The organism is Streptomyces sp. NPDC107546 (assembly GCF_055639175.1).
This window is the reverse complement of record NZ_JBVKBA010000004.1, coordinates 266,176-286,828: the sequence shown is the minus strand read 5'-3', so window position 1 is coordinate 286,828 and position 20,653 is coordinate 266,176. Positions and strand designations below refer to the sequence as shown.

The 20,653-nt window shown below is 71.5% G+C and carries 15 protein-coding genes and 1 tRNA gene; 6 read left to right on the top strand and 10 right to left on the bottom strand.

What is annotated here, in order from left to right; translation table 11 throughout:
* Positions 1-73: 73 nt before the first annotated feature.
* From ACZ7L1_RS08235 to ACZ7L1_RS08215, 5 genes are all read right to left on the bottom strand, one after another.
* A complete protein-coding gene (locus ACZ7L1_RS08235; protein ID WP_471435262.1) occupies positions 74-1,729 on the bottom strand; it encodes a long-chain fatty acid--CoA ligase in 1,656 nt (551 codons plus the stop codon).
* 173 nt (positions 1,730-1,902) lie between these two features.
* Complete coding sequence (locus ACZ7L1_RS08230) at positions 1,903-2,457, bottom strand: SigE family RNA polymerase sigma factor (RefSeq protein WP_471435260.1); 555 nt, start codon at positions 2,455-2,457, stop codon at positions 1,903-1,905.
* Positions 2,458-2,679: 222 nt separating this feature from the next.
* Positions 2,680-3,846, bottom strand: a complete 1,167-nt coding sequence (locus ACZ7L1_RS08225) for a lipid-transfer protein (protein ID WP_471435258.1) — start codon at positions 3,844-3,846, stop codon at positions 2,680-2,682.
* A complete protein-coding gene (locus ACZ7L1_RS08220) occupies positions 3,843-4,238 on the bottom strand; it encodes a MaoC/PaaZ C-terminal domain-containing protein (RefSeq protein WP_471435412.1) in 396 nt (131 codons plus the stop codon). The genes ACZ7L1_RS08225 and ACZ7L1_RS08220 overlap by 4 nt, the downstream gene beginning before the upstream one ends.
* Before the next feature lie 5 nt (positions 4,239-4,243).
* On the bottom strand, positions 4,244-5,182 hold the full coding sequence (locus ACZ7L1_RS08215) for a bifunctional MaoC family dehydratase N-terminal/OB-fold nucleic acid binding domain-containing protein (protein WP_471435256.1): 939 nt from the start codon (positions 5,180-5,182) through the stop codon (positions 4,244-4,246).
* A 177-nt stretch (positions 5,183-5,359) separates the two neighbouring features.
* Between ACZ7L1_RS08215 and ACZ7L1_RS08210 the strand changes: the two genes are divergently transcribed.
* Both ACZ7L1_RS08210 and ACZ7L1_RS08205 read left to right on the top strand, forming a co-directional pair.
* Entirely contained in the window at positions 5,360-6,235 is an 876-nt protein-coding gene (locus ACZ7L1_RS08210) for an alpha/beta fold hydrolase (protein ID WP_471435254.1), read from the top strand.
* 114 nt (positions 6,236-6,349) lie between these two features.
* Entirely contained in the window at positions 6,350-7,222 is an 873-nt protein-coding gene (locus ACZ7L1_RS08205) for a bifunctional DNA primase/polymerase (RefSeq protein WP_471435252.1), read from the top strand.
* Between the two features lie 117 nt (positions 7,223-7,339).
* Here ACZ7L1_RS08205 and ACZ7L1_RS08200 read toward each other — a convergent pair whose 3' ends face one another.
* From ACZ7L1_RS08200 to ACZ7L1_RS08190, 3 genes are all read right to left on the bottom strand, one after another.
* Positions 7,340-11,764 carry an Ig-like domain-containing protein gene (locus ACZ7L1_RS08200; RefSeq protein WP_471435251.1) on the bottom strand — a complete coding sequence of 1,475 codons (4,425 nt, stop codon included), beginning with the start codon at positions 11,762-11,764 and terminating at the stop codon, positions 7,340-7,342.
* A gap of 292 nt (positions 11,765-12,056) precedes the next feature.
* Positions 12,057-12,141, bottom strand: a tRNA-Ser gene (locus ACZ7L1_RS08195).
* Between the two features lie 86 nt (positions 12,142-12,227).
* On the bottom strand, positions 12,228-13,715 hold the full coding sequence (locus tag ACZ7L1_RS08190) for a S1C family serine protease (RefSeq protein ID WP_471435249.1): 1,488 nt from the start codon (positions 13,713-13,715) through the stop codon (positions 12,228-12,230).
* 289 nt (positions 13,716-14,004) lie between these two features.
* Between ACZ7L1_RS08190 and ACZ7L1_RS08185 the strand changes: the two genes are divergently transcribed.
* The 3 genes from ACZ7L1_RS08185 (at position 14,005) to ACZ7L1_RS08175 (ending at position 16,948) form a co-directional block, all read left to right on the top strand.
* Positions 14,005-14,814: a glycerophosphodiester phosphodiesterase gene (locus ACZ7L1_RS08185; protein WP_471435247.1), complete on the top strand. Its 810-nt coding sequence runs from the start codon at positions 14,005-14,007 to the stop codon at positions 14,812-14,814.
* Between the two features lie 204 nt (positions 14,815-15,018).
* Positions 15,019-15,561 (top strand): ATP-binding protein, encoded by a 543-nt coding sequence (locus ACZ7L1_RS08180; protein ID WP_471435245.1) that lies wholly within the window; start codon positions 15,019-15,021, stop codon positions 15,559-15,561.
* 406 nt (positions 15,562-15,967) lie between these two features.
* Entirely contained in the window at positions 15,968-16,948 is a 981-nt protein-coding gene (locus tag ACZ7L1_RS08175; RefSeq protein WP_471435243.1) for a DUF5926 family protein, read from the top strand.
* Positions 16,949-17,287: 339 nt separating this feature from the next.
* On the opposite strand, the gene ACZ7L1_RS08170 is transcribed toward ACZ7L1_RS08175, so the two are convergent.
* Positions 17,288-17,851, bottom strand: coding sequence for a hypothetical protein (locus ACZ7L1_RS08170; RefSeq protein WP_471435410.1), 564 nt, complete (start codon positions 17,849-17,851; stop codon positions 17,288-17,290).
* Between the two features lie 92 nt (positions 17,852-17,943).
* On the bottom strand, positions 17,944-18,609 hold the full coding sequence (locus tag ACZ7L1_RS08165) for a bifunctional DNA primase/polymerase (protein ID WP_471435241.1): 666 nt from the start codon (positions 18,607-18,609) through the stop codon (positions 17,944-17,946).
* 553 nt (positions 18,610-19,162) lie between these two features.
* Here ACZ7L1_RS08165 and ACZ7L1_RS08160 point away from each other — a divergent pair.
* On the top strand, positions 19,163-20,626 hold the full coding sequence (locus ACZ7L1_RS08160; protein ID WP_471435239.1) for a PP2C family protein-serine/threonine phosphatase: 1,464 nt from the start codon (positions 19,163-19,165) through the stop codon (positions 20,624-20,626).
* Positions 20,627-20,653 lie beyond the last annotated feature (27 nt).

Below are 20,653 nucleotides of genomic sequence, written 5' to 3'. Positions count from 1 at the left end.
GGTCACTCAGCCCATGGTCGGCACAGGGCGCTGTTTCACGTGAAACAGCGCCCCGGCCACCGTACGTCCGACGTCAGATCCGCGTGACGTCCAGCTCGCCCTCCGCGTACCGCCGCCGCAGTACCTTCTTGTCGAACTTGCCGACGCTCGTCTTGGGTACCGTCTCGATGATCGTCCAGCGCTCGGGCAGCTGCCACTTGGCGATCCCGCGCTCATCGGCGAGGAAGGAGCGGAGGACTGTGAAGTCGGCCGTGGCGCCCTCCTTCAGCACCACGGTGGCCAGCGGCCGTTCGCCCCATTTCTCGTCCGGGACCGCGACGACGGCGGCCTCGGCGACGTCCGGGTGGGCCATCAGGGCGTTCTCCAGGTCCACCGACGAGATCCACTCGCCGCCGGACTTGATGACGTCCTTGGCGCGATCGGTGAGGGTGAGGAAGCCCTCGGGGCTGATGGTGCCGACATCACCGGTCTTGAGCCAGCCGTCCTCGCTGAACTTGTCGGCGGGGCGCAGGGGCTGGGCGTCCGGACCGTTGTAATAGGCCCCCGCGATCCATGGGCCGCGCACCTCCAGTTCGCCCGCGGACTCGCCGTCCCAGGGAAGCCGCTCTCCGCCGGGGCCGGTGAGTCGGGCCTCGACCCCGGCGGGGAAGCGGCCCTGGGTGAGCCGGTAGGTGGACTCCTCGTCCGTGCCGACGGCGTGGGCGGGCGGCCGGGCCACCGTGCCCAGCGGGGACGTCTCGGTCATGCCCCAGGCGTGGCAGACCCGCATGCCGAGCTTGTCGAAGGCCTCCATGAGGGAAGGCGGGCAGGCGGAGCCGCCGATGGTGACCTGGGTGAGGGAGGCGACGTCGCGGGGCCGGGAGCTGAGCTCGGCGAGCAGGCCCTGCCAGATGGTGGGGACGGCGGCGGCGTGCGTGGGCCGCTCCTTCTCGATCATCTCGGCGAGGGGGGCGGGTTGCAGGAAGCGGTCCGGCATCAGCATGTTGACGCCGGTCATGAAGGTGGCGTGCGGCAGGCCCCAGGCGTTGACGTGGAACTGCGGGACCACGACGAGCGAGGTGTCCTGGTCGGTCAGGCCCATCGACTGGGCCATGTTGACCTGCATGGAGTGCAGGTAGATCGAGCGGTGGGAGTAGACGACGCCCTTGGGGTCGCCGGTGGTGCCGGAGGTGTAGCACATGGCGGCGGCCTGGCGTTCGTCGATCTCGGGCCAGTCGAACGTCGTGGGCTTGCCCGCGATCAGCTCCTCGTACTCGTGCACCTGGGCGCGCGCGCCCTCGAGGAGGGAACGGTCACCGGGGCCCGAGACGACGACGTGCTCGACCGTCGGCAGCTTCGGGAGCAGCGGCGCGAGCAGCGGGAGCAGCGAGCCGTTGACGATGATCACGCGGTCGGCGGCATGGTTGGCGATCCACACCAGCTGCTCGGCGGGCAGGCGGAGGTTGAGCGTGTGCAGGACCGCGCCCATGGAGGGGATCGCGAAGTAGGCCTCGACATGCTCGGCGTTGTTCCACATGAGGGTCGCGACCCGGTCGTCGCCCCGGACGCCGAGGTCGTCGCGGAGAGCGGCTGCGAGCTGCACAGCACGGATGCCCGCCTCGGCGAAGCTGCGGCGCTGCGGCTCGCCCTCACCGGTCCAGGTGGTGATCCGGGACGTCCCGTGCACCAGCGCTCCATGCGCAAGGATGCGCGTGACGGTCAGCGGTACGTCCTGCATGGTGCTCAGCACGGAGTCCTCCCGGGCGTCATTGCCTACGCGGCAGTAGGGGTCGCGCTGATTCTGCGCACATACCGTGCGGTATGTCACTAGGCCACGGGATGATCGATCAAGGCATCGGTCACCCGCCACCGGCGATCGGCCCCCCAACCGGCGATGGGCCACCGGCCACCGGCCACCGGCGCTCAGCGCACCGGTGCGAGTTCGGGATCCTCGCGGAGCTTGCCCAGGGCGCGGGACACCGCCGACTTCACCGTGCCGATGGATACACCGAGCACCTCGGCCGTCTGCGCCTCGCTCAGATCCTCGTAGTAGCGCAGGACGACCATCGCCCGCTGGCGTGCGGGCAGTTTCATGATCGCGCGCCACAGGGCGTCGTGCAGCGCCTGCTCCTCGGCCGGATCGGCGGCCGGCAGACCCTCCGGCTCGGGCAGCTCGTCGCACACGAACTCGTCGACCTTGCGCTTGCGCCACTGGGAGGTCCGCGTGTTCAGCAGCGCGCGGCGCACGTACCCGTCGAGCGCGCGGTGGTCCTCGATCCGGTCCCAGGCGACGTACGTCTTGGTCAACGCGGTCTGCAGCAGGTCCTCCGCGTCGCTGACGTTGGCGGTGAGCGACCTGGCGGTGCGCAGCAGCACCGGCTGACGGGCCTTCACGTACGACGAGAACGAAGGGAACGGAAGGGTCTGCCTCGCCGGCGTGGCGGCGTCCGAAGCGCTGGTGCAGACGGGTGTGGTCATGGCTCCACGCTAGGATCGCGCCCCTTGCGGCGGATCGGCCGCAGGTCCCGAAGACGCCTCCCCCTCAGGTTGTAGGCGGGGGGCTGCCCCCACCTCCTGAAGGTGGACGAGCCGGCGCCTACGCCTGAGGGTTCGCCCCTGGGGGACGACTACGGGCGGAACAGGCGAGCCGCGCGCGTACGGCAACGGTACCGGGGCGAACGCCGGCGCGGCCCGCGCCGCTCATCGGTCCGCCGTCAGGATCAGACCGGAGGTGGGGACGCCGGTGCCCGCGGTGACCAGGGTTCGGGCGGCGCCGGGTATCTGGTTGACGGCGGTGCCACGCAGTTGCCGTACGGCTTCCGCGATGCCGTTCATGCCGTGCAGGTACGCCTCCCCGAGCTGCCCTCCGTGGGTGTTCAGCGGCAGCGCCCGCGCGGCGACGAAATCCGCCGCCGTACCCCGCTCGCAGAACCCGAACTCCTCCAGCTGCATCAGCACGAACGGCGTGAAGTGGTCGTACAGGATGCCCACGTCGATGTCCGCGGGGCCCATTCCCGACGTCCGCCACAGCTGGCGGGCCACCACGCCCATCTCCGGCAGGCCGGTCAGGTCGTCCCGGTAGAAGCTGGTCATCTGCTCCTGGCCGCGCCCCGCGCCCTGGGCGGCGGCCGTGACCACCGCGGGCGGGTGGGGCAGATCGCGTGCCCGTTCCAGGGAGGTGACCACCAGCGCCTGGCCGCCGTCCGTCTCCTGGCAGCAGTCGAGCAGCCGCAGCGGTTCCACGATCCAGCGTGAGGCCGCATGGTCGGCGAGGGTGATGGGACGGCCGTGGAAGTGGGCCGCCGGGTTCGTCGCCGCGTACGCGCGGTCGACGACGGCCACATGGCCGAACGCCTCCGGTGTCAGACCGTGGGCGTACAGGTACCGCTGGGCCGCCATCGCCACCCAGGACGCCGGGGTGAGCAGCCCGAACGGCAGCGACCAGCCCAGCGCGACCCCCTCCGCCGACGGCTCGCGGTGCTGCACCCCGGAGCCGAAGCGGCGGCCGGAGCGCTCGTTGAACGCCCGGTAGCAGACCACGACCTCGGCCACCCCGGTCGCCACCGCGAGCGCGGCCTGCTGGACGGTCGCGCACGCCGCCCCGCCGCCGTAGTGGATCCGGGAGAAGAAGGACAGTTCCCCGATGCCGGCGGCCTGGGCGACGGTGATCTCGGGGCTCGTGTCCATCGTGAACGTGACCATGCCGTCCACGTCCGCGGGCGTGAGTCCCGCGTCGTCCAGCGCGGCCCGCACCGCCTCCACGGCCAGCCGCAGCTCGCTGCGCCCGGAGTCCTTGGAGAACCCGGTGGCCCCGATCCCGACGACGGCGGCCCGCCCACCGAGGGTGTCCCTCGTCCGTGCGCTCATACGGCATCCCCGTCCGGGACGGTCACCGTGACCGTGCCGGTGACGTGCCGGCCGATGCCGTTGGCCCCGACCACCCCCACCGTGGCCGTGTCCCCGTCGACCTCCTCGACCGTGCCGGTCAGCACCATCGTGTCCCCCGGGTGATTGGGCGCGCCGAGCCGGATGGCGACCCTGCGCAGGACGGCCGCCGGGCCGAAGTGGTCAGTGACGTACCGGCCGACCAGCCCGTTCGTGGTGAGGATGTTCATTAAGATGTCGGGGGAGCCCTTCTGCCGGGCCAGCTCGGCGTCGTGGTGCACGTCCTGGTAGTCCCGGGAGGCGATCGCACCGGCCACGATCAGCGTGCGGGTGATCTCGATCTCCAGCGGCGGCAGCTCCGTCCCCGCGCGCAGCCCCCTCATGGCTCCACCCCACGGCCGTCGTCGGCGCGGAACACCGGAAGCTCCAGTTCTTCGTCGTATCGCTCGAACGCCAGGCGCACGGGCATGCCGATGCGCACCTTGTCAGGGGGCACCCCGGTGACGTTGCCGACGATCCGGACGCCCTCGGCCAGCTCGATCAGACCGACCGCGTAGGGAGGGTCGAAGGCCGGGAAGGGCGGATGGTGCAGGACGACGTACGAGTAGACCGTGCCCGCGCCGCTCGCCTCGAACGTGTCCCACTCCGGTGAGCCGCACGCGTTGCACCCCGGCAGCCAGGGGAAGCGGGGGGTGCCGCAGTCGCCGCACCGCTGGATCAGCAGCCGGTGCCGGGCGACGCCCTCCCAGAACCCGGCGTTGTCCCGGTTGATCACCGGGCGGGGCCGTCTGGCCCCGGGCCTGGTGCGAGGAGGCTCTGTGCGGGCGGGCTTGCCGGCGGGCGCGTACCTGAGGATCCGGAACCGATGCGTCCCGACCGGTTCGCCGTCCACGCGCACGTCCATCCGTGTCGTCACGAAGTACCCCGTGCCGAGCTTCGTGCGCGTTCGGCCCGAGACCGACTCGATGACCGCGTCGTACGTGACCTCGTCACCGGGGCGCAGCGGCCGCAGGTACTCCTGTTCGCAGTCGGTGGCGACGACGGAGGTGCAGCCCGCCTCGTCGAGCAGGGCCAACAGCTCGTCGTACGCCTGTGTGCGCCCCGCGTGGCCGGAGAGGCCGCTCATCGTCCACACCTGGAGCATGGTGGGCGGTGCGACGGCGTCCGGGCCGGTGTACGCGGGATTGGTGTCGCCCATCGCCTCGCACCAGTGCCGGATCATCGGCGCGTTGACCGGGTCCTTGCCGACGCCCGCGACGACGGCCGGCCGGCCCTCGTACGCCTTCAGCCGCGCGGCGAAGTCCTCCTCGAGCCGCATCGTTGCGGGCCTCCCGGATCTCGTGGCACCTGGGTCCAAGACTTTCTGACTGTCCGTCAGATATCGGCGGGCTGTCAAGACCGTCGCCTCATGCGACCGAACCGTTCAGGGCACCGATCGCGTGAAGCGAGCCTTCCGGGGCAGCCGGGACGCGACGGACGGAGCGGAGGGGGTCGGATGTTCGACGGTTTCGAACTGACGCGGCGCGAGGGGGACGGGGCCAGGCTGCTGGTGCGGCACGGCGGCAGCGGTCCGGCCGTGCTGCTCCTGCACGGCCATCCACGTACCCACGCGACCTGGCATCGGGTCGCTCCGCTGCTGGCCTCGACCGGTCACACCGTGGTCTGCCCGGACCTGCGGGGCTACGGCCGGTCCGCCAAGCCCCCGACCGACCCGGAGCACCGTCCGTACTCCAAGCGCGCCATGGCCCGGGACTGCCTGGCGGTGATGCGCGGCCTCGGGCACGAGCGTTTCGCCGTCGTAGGCCACGACCGCGGCGCGTACGTGGCCACCCGCCTCGCCCTGGACCACCCGGAGGCGGTCTCCGCGCTGAGCGTGCTGGACGCGGTCCCCATCGGGGAGGCGCTGGGACGCTGCGACGCGGCGTTCGCCGCCAGTTGGTGGCACTGGTTCTTCCTGGGACAGACCGACAAGCCCGCCGAGCGGGTCATCAACGCGGACCCCGACGCCTGGTACCGGGCCACCCGCGAGCAGATGGGCGCCGAGGCGTACGAGGACTACCACCGCGCCATCCACGATCCGGCCACCGTGCACGCCATGTGCGAGGACTACCGGGCCGGCCTCGGCGTCGACCGGGAGCACGACGACGCCGACCGACGGGCCGGCCGACGCGTCGCCTGCCCTCTGCAGGTGCTCTGGGCCATCCGCGACGACATGGCCGACCTCTATGGCGACGTGCTCGACGTCTGGCGCGACTGGGCGGGCGACGTGCTGGAAGGCGGCCCGATCGACAGCGGGCACCACATGGCCGAGGAGGCACCCGGGGCACTCGCCACCGCGCTGCGCGCCTTCTGGCAGGCGCACCAGAGCTGACCGCCCCGGAGAAACCGTCCGCCGGCTCACCGCCCCTGGAAGCCGCCAGGCCGCCCCCAGGAGAACCACCACGCCCCCTTCCCATTTTCGAACACACGTACGAAAATGGGGTGCATGGCCACCACCGACCGGCAGGCCACCACCCTGGCCCTGGCCCACGCCCTGTCCGCCGCGGAGCGCGGGCTGGCGGTGATCCCGCTGTCCCGTACGAAACTGCCGGCCCTGCGTTCCCCGCACCGCGACGAGCCCGACCCGACGGCACCCGTCTGCCACGGCGCATGCGGCCGTTTCGGACACGGGGTGTACGACGCCACCACCGACCCCCGCCGCATCCGCGAGCTGTTCGCGGCCGCGCCCTGGGCCACCGGCTACGGCATCGCCTGTGGTCTGCACCCCCACCACCTGATCGGCATCGACCTCGACACCAAGTCGGGCACCGACTCCTCAGCGGCCCTGCGCGAACTCGCCCTGCGCCACCTGTTCACGATCCCTGCGACGGTGGTCGTGCTCACCCCGAGCGGCGGCCGCCACCTGTGGCTGAGCGGCCCGCCGGACGTCGTCGTACCGAACTCGGCGAGCCGCCTCGCCCCCGGTATCGACGTCCGGGGCGCCGGCGGTTACCTGGTCGGCCCCGGCTCGCGCACCGACCACGGCGTGTACAGCACGGCACGGGGCACCGCCCGGCTGCCGCCCGCACCCTGCCCGCCCGCCCTGCTGCGCCTGCTCACGCCCCCACCGCGCCCGCGCCACGCGACTCCCCCGTCGGCGGGCCGGCACGGCCAGGGCCTGGTCCAGTTCGTCCTCGCGGCGCACGAGGGCCAGCGCAACACCCGCCTGTTCTGGGCCGCCTGCCGGGCTTACGAGAACGGCTTCGGCCCCGACCTGGCCCCCGCCCTCCTCGACGCGGCGATCCGCACGGGTCTCACCCCGCGCGAGGCCCGTTCGACTCTGGCGTCGGCGGCACGGATGACCGCGCAGCGGCCCTGAGACCGTTCGAGGTGGTGGTCAAAGGTGCACCCCGATCGCCGCACGCCCCGCGACAAGGGGAAGCCCCGGCCTCGCACTGTGCGAGGCCGGGGCTTCCAGCTGGGTCCGGGTCGCTGCTCACTGCGTGACGGTGAAGTACTGCCAGGCGCCCCAGGTGGTGAGGTTGGTGTTGTCCTTGCCGCTGTGGACATACTCCGCAGCCACACGGAACCTGCTGTTCACGGCCTTGCTGAGGGACATCTGCTGGCGCCCGGTGCTGGTGGAACCGAGGGAGGAGCAGGGTGTGGTGCTCTGCGTGTGCCAGGCGCCGCTGTAGTACCGCTGCACGCGGTAGACGACGCACTGACCCGCCTTGCCGGGTGTGACGGTGACGGCGAGTTGCTCCTTGGCGGTTTGGTGGTACACGCGGTAAAGGGTGCTGCCGTTGTACGTGCTCGTGTAGTAACCGGACAGTTTCTCCGAGATCGCCACATAGGCGTACACGCTTCCGGCGACGGTCCTCGGGGAGTACTGGTAGTCGCCGGCGAACACCGCGCTGAACGTGGTGTTGTGGGCGAGTTTGTAGGACGCCGTCACATTGCCGTGGGAGTCCACGGTGCCCGACTTCACCAGGACCGCCTTGCCGCCGTACGGCTGGGCGTAGATCGCCACCGTACGCAGGTTGTAGGTCGTACCCAGGTGGGCGGTGACCTTCGCGTACTGGCCGTAGTTGTACGCCGAGTGGTCGGTGGCGATGGTCAGGGACGTGGCGGCCCGGGACACCAGGACGGTGACGGTGCGGCTGCCCGCCGTGTGTGAGACGTCGCCGCTGTAGGCCACCTTGTAGGCGTTGGCGCCGCCGGTCTGCGGCGTGTCCGCGAACCTGAACGAACCGTCCGCGGCGACCTTGGCGTCGGCGAGTGCGACACCGGACGGGTGGGCGGGGTCGGTCTTCGTCACCTTGAGGACCTGACCGGCGGCGAACGGCGAGCCGGAGAGCTTGCCGGACACGGTCAGCGTGCGCGTGCGGATGGCGGTGGCCGGAGCCGTAAGAGTGACCGAGGTGGTCAGCTTGGAGACCTGGACGAGGCCCGCGGCGCTCGCCGTCTCGTGGGTCTCGTCCCCCGCGTAGCTTGCGGCGTAGGTGTACGTGCCGTCCGCCGGCGGAGTGTCGCTGAACGTGAAGGAGCCGTCCGCCGCCGTCGTCACATCGCGCAGTGCCGCTCCGTTCCGCGTGAGGTGTACGAGCTGCCCCGGGGCAAGGGCCGCGGTCGACGTCAGCGTGCCGCCGACGGTCAGCGGCCGGCCCGGGACACCCGTGCTCGGGGCCGTGAGGTTGAGCGAGGTCGCCGCCTTGAGCTGCGGAGCGGGGGGCGCCGCCTCGCTGACGACCAGACCGCTCACCGTCTGCGTGTCGGCGCCGTCTCCCGTGGCGCCGGAGAAGGCGACGAGTGCGCTGGACGTCAGCGTCGGTGTCGCGTCCAGTACCTGCGTCCCGTCGATCCAGACGTACACATGGTCGGCGTCCACCTGGACGTCCACCTGGTGCGTGCCCTGGCGCAGGGAGGTGCCGAGTTTGGCCACCGACTGGTAGTCGATCGCCGAGGAGCCGACCGAACTGGAGCCCACGGCCGCGAAGTTCTGGGTCTGGAGCGTGTTGTTCCAGCCGGTGCCGAACGCGATCACCGCACCCGGCCGCCCCGCGATACCGAGGCCGCCGCCGGCCGCGCCCAGTGCCGAGGCGGAGTTCCGGGCGGGGTCGAGGAGCGAGAGCGTCATGCCGTTTCCGCCGCTGCCAGGACCGAACTTCGCGGTGAAGGTGGCCCGCAGGCCGTCGGTCCGGAGCGGCTTGGTGTACACCGCCGTGCCCGCCTGGTTGCCGGTGGCCGGGGTCAGCTGGACGCTGCCGTCGTCGGCAGCCACCGCCGAGCCGTTGGCCTGCCACAGACCGTCCTTGGCCGACGTGGTCGTGGCGGTGCCGGTGCCGCTGCCCTTGACCGACACGTACATGGCGCCCTGGGCGCTGCCGTTCGCGTCGACCCCGGTTCCGGTGACCTCGTAGGAGGCGCTCAGGTCCGCGGCCGAACGCGGAGTGAACGTCACGCTCTGCACGGCGGTCTGTTCCGGACCGATGACCAGTCCCTCGGACAGCTGCATGGGGCTGTTGAAGTCACCCGTCGGCGCCTTGGCCTTGGTCACGGTCACCGGGATGTTGCCGGTGTTGGTGAGGGTGAAGGAGAGCGACTTGGAGCTGCCGATCGGGACCGAGCCGAAGTCGAGCGAGCTGGTGGAGAACTCCAGGTGCCCCTGTCCCGTGATGGCCGTTCCGTTGACCGGAACGCTCAGAGTGTGCGCCTCGCCACCGCTGCTGCTGCTGACCACGAGGGCGTCGCTGTCGTCCTGGCCGCCGACCGGTGTGTAGGTGACCGAGAGCACGAACGAACCACCGGCCGGCACGACCGTGCCCGCGTTCGGCAGTCCCGAGGCGGTGAACGAGCCGGTGGGCGAGTCGATCGAGTCGATCGTCTCCGCTTCGGTACCGGTGTTGGTGATCTGCAGGTTCAGCGTCGAGGTGCTGCCGGTGGGCACTTCCCCGAAGTCCACGGCTCCCGGCGCCGCCCCCAGACCGGGCCTGGTGCCGACGCCGTGGAGTGCGAAGACCAGCTTCTGGCCGTCCGACAGGTTCGCGGTCAGCGTGCCGTTGACGCCGCCGGTGGTCGTGGGAGTGAAGCTGATCGGTACATCCAGTGTGGCATCCGACGCCAGCGCCGTGGGCTGCTCGGCCGTGGGCACGGCGGACGGGTCGACCGAGAACGCGCCGGAGGCCCTGAGCCCGGTGATGCTGACGTCCTGCGTGGCCGTCAGCTTCATGGCGGCGGAGCTGCTGGTGCCCAGGCCGACCTGGCCGAAGTCGAGAGAGGCGGCGGTCAGGGCGGTCCTGGCCGGGCTGCCGAAACCGTAGAGCACACCGTCCCGGGTGCCGACGTAGACCTTGCCGTCGCCGGCGGTGGGAGTGCTGAACTTCGTCGCCGTGCCGATCGGTGCGGACCACATCAGCTGCAGCAGGCCGTTGCCGTCGGGGGTGGGGCTGTAGGCACGCAGGGTGCCGTCGGCGCCGGAGGCGTTGCTCGCGGAGACCATCCACACGAGGGCACTGGAATCGTCCGTGCCGTGGGATGTGACGAGGGGAGAGCCGCTGGTGTAGCCGAAGGTGTCCTGGCTCTGGCCGGTGAGGGTGAGCGCGGGCGTGCCGCCGTTGCGTACGCCGTACTTGAGTGCGCGCAGCGGGCCGTAGTTGCCGACGACATAGACATAGCCGCCGTCGCCGCCCCAGAACGCGGGGTGCCCCCACATTCCCTGGTAGGGGCCGGACACGCTCACCGCGGCGTCGCCGCCAGAGCCCCCCTGGCCCATGCCGCCGAGGTTGTCGCGGTCGAGCAGGAACACGCGGCCGTCCTTGCCCTGCTGGACCAGCAGGTGCGGGTGCTCGCTGGTGCCGAAGCCGTCCGGCAGTGCCATCGGTGCGCCCGAGGAGATGTCCTGGTCGTTCAGGTCCAGGGTGGGGGCGTCGCTCGGGCTGAAGAAGTCGGCCGTGCTGAGGCTGTTGTCCGCGTTGACCTGGAGGCGGACGACGGACTCGGCCAGGGTTCCCTGCACGGTCTTGCCCGGACCGGGGGCCGGGCTGATGCCGTTTCCGGTGCTGAAGAAGATCCGGCCGGAACCGTCGGAGACCAGGCCGCCGCCGGACTGCCAGATGCCGGCGCCGCCCGTGCCGGCACCGGTCGCCGTGGCCCACATCGAGGTGATGGTGTGTTCGGTGGTGCTCACGCCGACCACGTAGCCGCGGTACGGCCACGCGTCGCAGTGACCCCCGAAGCCCGCGTAGACGACGCCGTCCATCAGCAGCAGGCCGGGGCGCTGCTGCTCGTAGTAGGCGTCGAAGCCGGCGCTCGGGTCATTGACGGGGCTCCCGCTGATGGTGACCGGCCACCCCGGGAGCTCGGTCCCGGAGGCCGGGTCCACAGCGTGCATCAGCCACTTGGGGTGGCGGTGCGTGGAGGTTCCGTCGTCGACCTTGGTGGTGAAGTAGAGGGCGTTGGTGGCGGGATCGTAGACGGGTGTCGCGGTCGCCCCCACATTGGGCACCAGGTCACCGCAGCCGATCGCGGAGGCCGGCCACGCCGGTCCGTAGTTCTTGCTCCACTTGATCGCACCGGTGGTGCGGTCGAGGCCATAGACGGTGTTGCTCTCGGTGACCGCTATCACCTGGTCGCCCAGCACCAGCGGCTGGGCGTATATCTGCCCGTCCAACTTGGTGGCGAAGAGCCGGCCGAAGGCGGACGACTGGACAACCGCCGGGGAGAGCCCGGCTTCGTTCCGGTCCCAGTTGGTGCGCAGGTTGTCGACGCCCTGGGTGGTCTGGTCGGCCTGGGCCGACTGTACTGCCAGATCGATCGTCGTACCGAGCAGTGCCGCACCGGCCACGGCGGCGATGGCGGACAGCCATCTGCGTCGCCGGTCGCGGTGGCGGCCACGGCGTGCGGGCGCGAAAAACCCGGCCAAACCGGGACCTCCTCTGGTGTTCGCACCCGGAGCGGTCACAGGCGCGGCGCAAAAAGTAAAGACCAAGTGGCTGTTCTTACCATCGAATGATCGATTTCCACACCACTCGCACACACTTCGTTCTAAGATCGTCATCTGCCCTGTGCGAGTGCCGGAGGCTCAGCTGCGCGGCCTCCTGCCTGACCGACACCAGCCGCGCCGGGCACGATCTCGGCATGGCACGGCACTCACGGACAGCGCACAACACGACGGCCCCTGACCGATCTACCTGGTCAGGGGCCGTCAATCTGCGCGGTGGGTGTGGGATTTGAACCCACGGTGGCTTGCGCCACGACGGTTTTCAAGACCGTTCCCTTAGGCCGCTCGGGCAACCCACCTCGGCCCCGGTCCGCCTGGGCCGGGGCGGGACCAGCCTACCGGTCCCGGGCGGTGCTCGTCCGTGCCACCTGGCTCACCGTGCGGCTCAGTTGTCGCCGACTCGGGAGCCCAGGGTCACTTCCGCCGTGTGGGTCCTGCCGCCGCGCTGGTAGGTGATCGTCACCTTGTCGCCCGGCTTGTGGGTCCAGATCTCGCCGATCAGGGTCGGGCCGCTGTCGATCACCCTGTCGTCCAGCTTGGTGATCACATCGCCCGGCTTGAGGCCCGCCTTGTCCGCGGGGCCGCCGGACTCGACCGGGGCGGACCCGCCCGTGCCCTGGTCGGTGATCTTCGCGCCGCCGGAGGAGTCGTCCAGCGAGACCGAGGCGCCGATCTTCGCGTAGACCGGCTTGCCCGTGGCGATCAGCTGCTGGGCGACGTACTTCGCCTGGTCGATCGGGATCGCGAAGCCCAGGCCGATCGAACCGGACTGGCCGCTGCTGCCGAACCCGCTGTTGTTCGTCGACTGGATCGCGGAGTTGATGCCGATGACCGCGCCCTGGGCGTCCAGCAGGGGGCCGCCGGAGTTCCCGGGGTTGATCGAGGCGTCCGTCTGCAGGGCGCTCATGTAGGACGCCTTGCTGCCGGAGCTGCCGTCGCTGGAGGCCACCGGACGGTGCTTGGCGCTGATGATGCCCGAGGTCACCGTGTTCGACAGGCCGAAGGGCGCGCCGATGGCGATCGCCGGATCGCCGACCTCCACCTTGTCCGAATCGCCGAGGGCGAGCGGCTTGAGGTCCGACGGCGCGTTCTTGAGCTTGATGACGGCAACGTCGTAGCCCTGCGCGTGACCGATGATCTCGGCGTCGTACTTCTTGCCGCTCGGGAACGTCGCCGTGAGCTTGCCGCCGTCGACCGCGTCGGCCACCACGTGGTTGTTGGTGATGATGTGGCCCTGCTTGTCGAAGACGAAGCCCGTGCCGGTGCCGCCCTGGCCGCCTGTGGACTCGGCCTCGATGGTGACCGTGCTCGGCAGCGCCCTGGCGGCCACGGCGGCGACCGTGCCGTTGTCGTGCCTCACATCGCCGCCGCTGGTGGCCGCGGAGACCGTCGTGGAGCCGCTGGAGTCGTCGTCCTTGGCCAGCTGGTAACCGATGCCGCCACCGACACCACCCGCGACCAGCGCGGCGACGAGGATCGCGGCGACCAGACCGCCCCGCCTGTTCTTCGGCTTCGGGGCGGGGCTCTCGTAGGGGGCACCCCAGGGGTCGCCCGCACCGCCGCCGCCCGCGTACGCCGGAGTGGTCGGCGGAGGCGGCGGCCAGCCGGACTCGGGGGCGGAGGAGGCAACGGGGTGCCCCGGCGGCACCGGCGGGAGCTGCGCGGTCGGCGCGCCCTCCGGCCGCGGCGGCTGCGGGGCGCCGTGCCCGAAGGGCGCGCCCCCCGCGGGTGGAGTGCCCCCCGCGCCCGGGGTGCCTGCGGACGGCGCCTGCCCTTCGGGGGCCTCGCCCGGCGCGGAAGCGGGAGCGTCCACCGGCACAGGAGGTGCAGACGGGGCCGGGGGTACCGAAGTGCCCTCGTTCTCGGTGCTCACAGCTCTTCTCCTCGTTCCACGGCTGTCTTCTCTGTCGCACTCGGTCGCACTCGGTCGCACTCGCACACCCACGCGCGGCGCCGGGCGCTCTCAGCTGTGCGTGTCCCTTTGTACGCCGTCAAGCTTTTCCCACCGGACGTCAGGGCACCATAAGCGGTGGCTGTGGGTCCGTGACCATCCTTTATATCGGACCGGTGCGAACAAAAATCTGCATTCCCGACACCTCGCCGATTCCCTCACGTCGCCCACCGGTCCCACGTGTACCCCTCGACGGTGGGACGATGACGCGGTGACCCACGCACGACAGCACCAGGTTCAGGTCGTCGCCCACCGGGGGGCCTCCGAGGACGCCCCCGAGCACACCCTTGCCGCGTACCGGAAGGCGATCGAGGACGGTGCCGACGCCCTCGAGTGCGATGTCCGGCTGACCGCGGACGGACACCTCGTCTGCGTCCACGACCGGCGCGTCAACCGTACGTCCAACGGGCGCGGCGCGGTCTCGGCCCTGGAACTCGCCGAGCTGGCCGCGCTGGACTTCGGCTCCTGGAAGAGGAGCGACGAGGAGCCCGACTGGGAGCACCGGCCGCAGGACCCCGAGGACACCTCGGTGCTCACCCTGGAGCGGCTGCTGGAACTCGTCGCCGACGCCGGGCGGCCGATCGACCTGGCCGTCGAGACCAAGCACCCCACGCGCTGGGCGGGGCAGGTCGAGGAGCGGCTGCTGCTCCTGCTGAAGCGGTTCGGGCTGGACGCCCCGGAGTCCCCGGAGAAGTCGCCGGTACGGATCATGAGCTTCTCGGCGCGGTCGCTGCACCGGGTGCGGACGGCCTCGCCCACGTTGCCGACGGTGTATCTGCTGCAGTTCCTCTCACCCCGGCTGCGGGACGGGCGGCTGCCGGCCGGTGTCCGGATCGCGGGGCCCTCGATGCGGATCGTGCGCACTCACCCGGCGTACATCCAGCGGCTGAAGCGGGCCGGACACCAGGTGCACGTGTGGACGGTGAACGAGCCTGAGGACGTCGACCTCTGCCTGGAACTGGGCGTCGACGCCATCATCACCAACCGCCCGCGCGCGGTGTTGGACCGACTCGGTCGCTGAGCGGGGTCGACCTCCGCCACGGAACGTTTCTCCCCCGGGAACTCCATATGGGACAAAACCAGCCACGGCGATGACGGGGAGTGCACCGGCGCGTTCGTTCCGTGTTCGACCGTGTCGAGTGCATCACTCGCCGTGTACGGACGGTTTCCGGCCCGGTCACGCCGGGCATCCACACCGTGGCGTGGGGCAAAGGAGGTCTCGGGGGTGGCGTTGGTGGTGGCACAGGAGGTGCCCACGTCGTCGAGCATGGCCGTACCCCATGGTCCTGCGGGCGTGGGGGAGGCAAGACACCGGATGCGCGATCAGTTGCGTACCGGTGGCGTGTCGGAATCGGTCATCGACGACGCTGTATTGATCCTTTCGGAACTGCTCAGCAATGCGTGTCGGCACGGCAGACCACTCCGCGACAGCCTGACGGGCGACGGGGACGTGCGCGCCACATGGCGTGTCGACACCTCCGGACGGCTCACGGTCGAAGTGACGGACGGCGGCGGCCCGACCCGCCCGGTTCCGGCGACCCCCTCGGTGACCGCGCGCGGCGGCCGGGGGCTGAACATCATCAGGGCGCTGGCCAAGGACTGGGGCGTACGGGACGACGCCCACGGCGAGGTCACGGTCTGGGTCGTCGTCCAGGACGACACCGACTCGGCCCGCCGCAGCGAGGACTTCGCCTCTCGCGTCACGGCACCGACCGTGTCGCAGATACCGGGCCTGGACCTCGGGGACGCGTTCGACGACCTCGACTGAGGTGGTCGGGGACGCCGTACGAGGACCTCGACTGAGGTGGTCGGGGACGCGTACGAGGGCCTCGACTGAGGTGGTCGGGGGCACGTTCGACGACCAGGAGTGGACCAGAACGCTTTCGACGGCCAGGACTCAGGCCGCCGGCGACCGGCCCGCCGAACCCGCACCGCCCCGCGGCCGCGCTCGCTCGGCACCGCACAGGCCGACCCCCGCCAAGCCCGAACCGGCAGACGCGCACAGGTACGGGACCGTCGCGTCGGCGGACCGCCGCATGCCGCACTCCCACCCCCCGATCCGCGTACCGCCAGGTGGACCCTCCGGTGCGTTGTCCACAGGATCCCGTCGGGGCTCGTACGAGCGGCTAGGCTCGCGACCGTACGAAACGAGCCGTAACCGGGAGACACCCACGATGGCCAAGAAGCGACCCCAGACCCAGGCCAAGCGCCCGCAGCCCACGGACGGTGCCCGCGCCGGTGGGGACGTCCCGGTCGTCGGCGGCCGGGAGCCCTGCCCCTGCGGCAGTGGCCGCCGCTACAAGGCCTGCCACGGCCGTGCCGCCGCGCACGCGGTGACCGAGCTGGTGCAGCGCCCGTTCGAAGGACTGCCGAGCGAGTGCGACTGGGTGGCGCTGCGCGAGCTGGTGCCGGCGGCGACCGTCGAGCTGAAGCTCCGGGAGGAACTCCCCGAGGGCGTCCCCTCGGTCACGCTCGCCACGGTGCTGCCGATGGCGTGGCCGGCGCTGCGCCGCGACGACGGCTCGATCCTGCTCGGCCTGCAGAACGACACGGCGTCGGGCGACATCAGCCGCGACCTCGCCGACACCCTCCAGCGCGCCCTCACCGCCGAGCCGGGCACCCCGGTCCAGGGCCGCCGCCCGCCCGCCGACGGCCCGCGTCTGCAGGACCTGCTGGACCCCGCGGGTCCCTTCGAGCCCGTCGTGCACAGCGGCTTCGAGTTCTGGGTCCCGGACGCGGAGAACACGACGCCGGAGGTGGCCGCCTCCCTGGAGCGGGCCAACGCCGCGGCGATCCCCACCGTCCGGCTGACCGGCGTGGACGCCGCGTACTGGTGCCAGACCCCCGAGAAGAACCACCTGCGGTGGGTCATGCCGCATCCCGAGGAGCGGCTTCTGGACGCTCTCGCGCGGCTGCACGCGGCCGGCGGATCGAGCCTCGGCGAGGGCACGCGCCTGGTGGGCTCCTTCCGGGCGCACGGACTCACGGTGCCGGTCTGGGACCTGCCGAGCGACATGGGCGCGGAGGACGTGGAGAAGCCGGCGGCCGAGTTCGCCGAGCGTCTCGCGACCGCGCTGGCCTCCGACGCGCCGCTCACCGCGGACGAGCGCCGGGCCCGCGGCGGGCTCACCAACCGACAGGTGACGCTCAGCTGACGCGCAGTTCCGGCCCGGCCACCGGTCGGGCCGGGGCGGACGCCGACCGGGGCCCGGCCTCAGGTGACTCCTGTCACAAGCCCCCGCCGCGACCGGCCAATCCGTGTCCGAATAGCCGAGATCGAATTTGCGAACCGCCGATCTCTTGTTACCGTTCCAGTAGCCCGGTTGCTGGTGCATCCCCCGTCGCCAGCAACCGGGTCTTTCCATGTACGGGTGCGTGCGGCGCAACAGGCCGCGAGCTCAACTGCCCTACGACAGCGGTGAGTTACTCCGTACGAGGTCGGTCAGTCACTGCCGCACGAGATCGGTGGGTCATCGCCGGGCAGGACCGGCGAGTCACTGTCCGCTCGCGGCCACCTGGTCGCTTCCCGAGCGCAGCAGCAGTGGTCCGCCCCCGTCGCTCCGGGAGAACTCCGCGACCGCCGAGTAGGCGCCCATGTCGCCCGCCACACGCTGCCGTGGTGTGTCACAGACCGCCGGGTCGTCCGCGGCGTCCACCGCGCAGTGCATCTCCACGCTGCGCCCGCCCGGCGCCATGAAGCTCAGGACCCCGGTCAGCTTCTCGCCGGTGGCGTTGCGGTAGTAGGTGCGCCCCCAGGTGTCCCGCCCCTGCGTCAGCACACACGTCTGCGCCTCGATGCCGTCGCCCGAGGAGAGTTGGGGGCCGCAGCGGGCGGCGGTGGCGAGGCCGAGGCCCAGCAGCCGGGGGCGGGAGGGGACCGCCCGCTTCCCGTCCTCGTGCACGGGCGGGCGGAGCGCGGCGTGGTCCGCGTCGCCGATCGGCCCGGCGGACGCCACGGCGATCGGCAGCGCGATGACGGCCGCCACCACGCCGAGGAGCGCGAGCAGCCGCTTCCTGCCGGACTCGGGGCGATCGTCGGCCCGCGCGCCGGTCTGCATCCCCCGTTTCCCGTGTTCCCCAGGACGAATCAACATGAGGCCGAAGATATCGGCCGATCACGGGCGCCCGGCCTGTCGCGCGCCCGACACCCTCAGAACTCGGGCGCGCTCACACCCGTACGAGTGAGGACGTCCACGACCGCGTCCACCACGGCCTCGACGTCGGGCACCCAGGGGGAGGCGGAGCCGGGCAGCGGCGCCCGCTCCCAGCGGATGCCACCGTGGCCGGCCTCGGACGGGGGCAGCGCCAGATAGCCGCCCTCGCCGTGGAAGCGCAGCGAGCCGGGGACGAAGTCCTTGGCGTACAGCAACTCGCCGAGCTGCTCCATGGAGTACGGCGCCACGAGGATCGCCCAGCGGTGCGGCGCCGCCACGACCGGGCCGAGGCGCACGCCCTTCCGGTCGAGCGCCGTCAGGGCGCGCGAGGCGGCGAGGGCGGGCAGGCTCACCGCGCAGGGCGCCTGGCCCCCGGTGGCCAGCACGATCGGCGCGGACGGCCGGTTGGTCCACCACCAGCGCACCATGCGCTCGTCGGTGGTGGCCGCCAGCAGCCCGGGGTCGAACGGGTGCGCGCCGGGCACCGTGCACTCCGGGTCGGGGCACCCGCAGCGGGCACGGCCCTGCGGGTCCGGTGCCACACCCGGGAGTACGGGCCACTGCCATTCGGTCGCGAAGGTCAGGGCCGCGCTGATCAACTCAGGCCTCCCGTCGTTCCGCCTGGACAGGAGCCTGCGTCGCCTTCCGAGGATCTCGCGCATGAGCGCTCGTTCCTTTCCGTTGCACGCCGGCAACACCGAGGGCCATCACGTCATGTGTCGATCATGTGTCGATCACTTCACTGTGCGTACCTGCTGGCGCATCACACCCCTGTCCTGGACAAGGGGAACCCCTATGGGCCGAGCGTTGGCTGCGTCCGCGTCCATACTGCGCCCATCACAAGCATGGGCATGGCGTGGGGTGGCGACGCCTGGCGTTTTACCGTCCCGCTCTTACTCGCCGCCTCCACCACGGGAGGATGGGGCTCGGCCGTCGGTGGTTATGACGCCCGGTTGCGGTGCCAGGTTCCGAGTGGCCCCCAACCACCCCTGGCCTTCACCGAGTACGTACCCATCACGGCCGTTGTGACGCTCCGTTGAACAAAGCCAGTCGACCGCAATGCAGCGGTCCTTGAGGCTATTTTAAGCCAACTTTGCTATGCCGTAAGGGGGGAGAACCTGCATCCCGGACACCAGGAATCCCAGCAGGACAATGCTGGACATCCCCTCCTGAGTGCGTGTACATGTGGAGCCACCGCTAGCGGCGCAGATTGACATGGGGGTTTGCGATGCTATCGAGCGATACGCTCCGGCCCGAAGGCCGGATGACATGAACGCCCCTCACCTTCCGAAAGTGGCCGGAATCGATTCAACGGTTCCCCCACCCACTCACACTGTCGCGCCGACGCCTGCCGCCACGGAAGCCCCCTTGGCCGCCCCCTCCGCCTCCACCGGCCCTTCCGACCCCGGAGCCCTCCTCCAGGACCGGCTCGCCGGCTGGGTCTCCGATCTGACCACGCTCCACGAACTGACCGAACGCCTGGCCCGTACCGGCTCCCTCGCCGAAGCGCTCCAGGAAATGCTGCGTGCCGGAGCCGCCCTGGTGGGTGCCCGGCGCGGTCTCGTCGTACTGGAACCGCGCGACGGGCTCGGCCCGGACACCACGATCGGCCTGGGCCTGGGCCGCGCCGACCTCGGGCACATCGAGACCGTGCCGCGCAGCTCCCTGTCGTACGGCAGGATCCTCGACGGACTGCCGGGCGGGGAGCGCGGGATCGCCGAGGCCGACCTGTTCTCCGAGGACGGGCTCGACCCCCGCCACCGCGATGTGGCCGCCCGCCTCGGCTACGCCGCGAGCTACACACTCCCCCTGTCCACCGAGGCCGCCGGCCGCCTCGGCGCCGCCGTCTGGCTCTACGACGAACCCGCCGAGCCGGTCGAACGCCAGCGCCACCTCGTCGGTCTGTACGCCCGCTACGCCACCGAGCACCTGGCGCGCATGGTGGAGATCGAGCGCACACGCGCGTGCATGGCGACGATCACCGACGAGCTCCTGCCCGCCCGGCTGCCCCGCATTCCCGGCGTCCAGCTCGCCGCCCGACGCCGCACGAGCCCGCGCGGAGGCGGCGACTGGTACGACGCGCTGCCGCTGCCCGACGCCGCGCTCGGCCTCGCCGTCGGGTCCGTCACCGGTTCGGGGCCCGGCGCGGTCGCCGCGACGGGTCGGTTGCGGGCCTCGCTGCGCGCGTACGCGGTGATGGAGGGCGAGGACCCGGTGGCGGTCCTCTCCGATCTGGAGCTGCTGCTGAGGCTCACCGAGCCCGCCCGCTCGGCCACCGCCCTGTTCGCGTACTGCGAGCCCGCGCTGCGCAAGCTGACGCTCGCCGGGGCAGGGCACAGCCCGCCGCTGGTGATCGGCCCCAGACGCACCGAGTTCGTGGAGACCTCGCTGTCGGCGCCCCTGGGCATGCTGGCCTGCTGGGAGGCGCCGAGCATCGAAGTGACCGCGGAGCCCGGCGAGACCGTGCTGCTCTACACCGACGGGCTGCTCCAGCGCACCGGCGACCCCATGGACCGCGCCTTCGCCCGGCTGCACGCGGCGGCCGCGAGCGTGCCGAGGCCGCTGCGCATCGACCCGGGAGCGGTCGCCGACCACATCCTGCGGACGGTGCTCCCGGACGGGCTCGGCGAGGCCGACAGCACGGAGGACGTGGTGCTGCTGGCGGCCCGCTTCGAGTGAGCCGCCGCCCACGCCGGGTGACGGTCT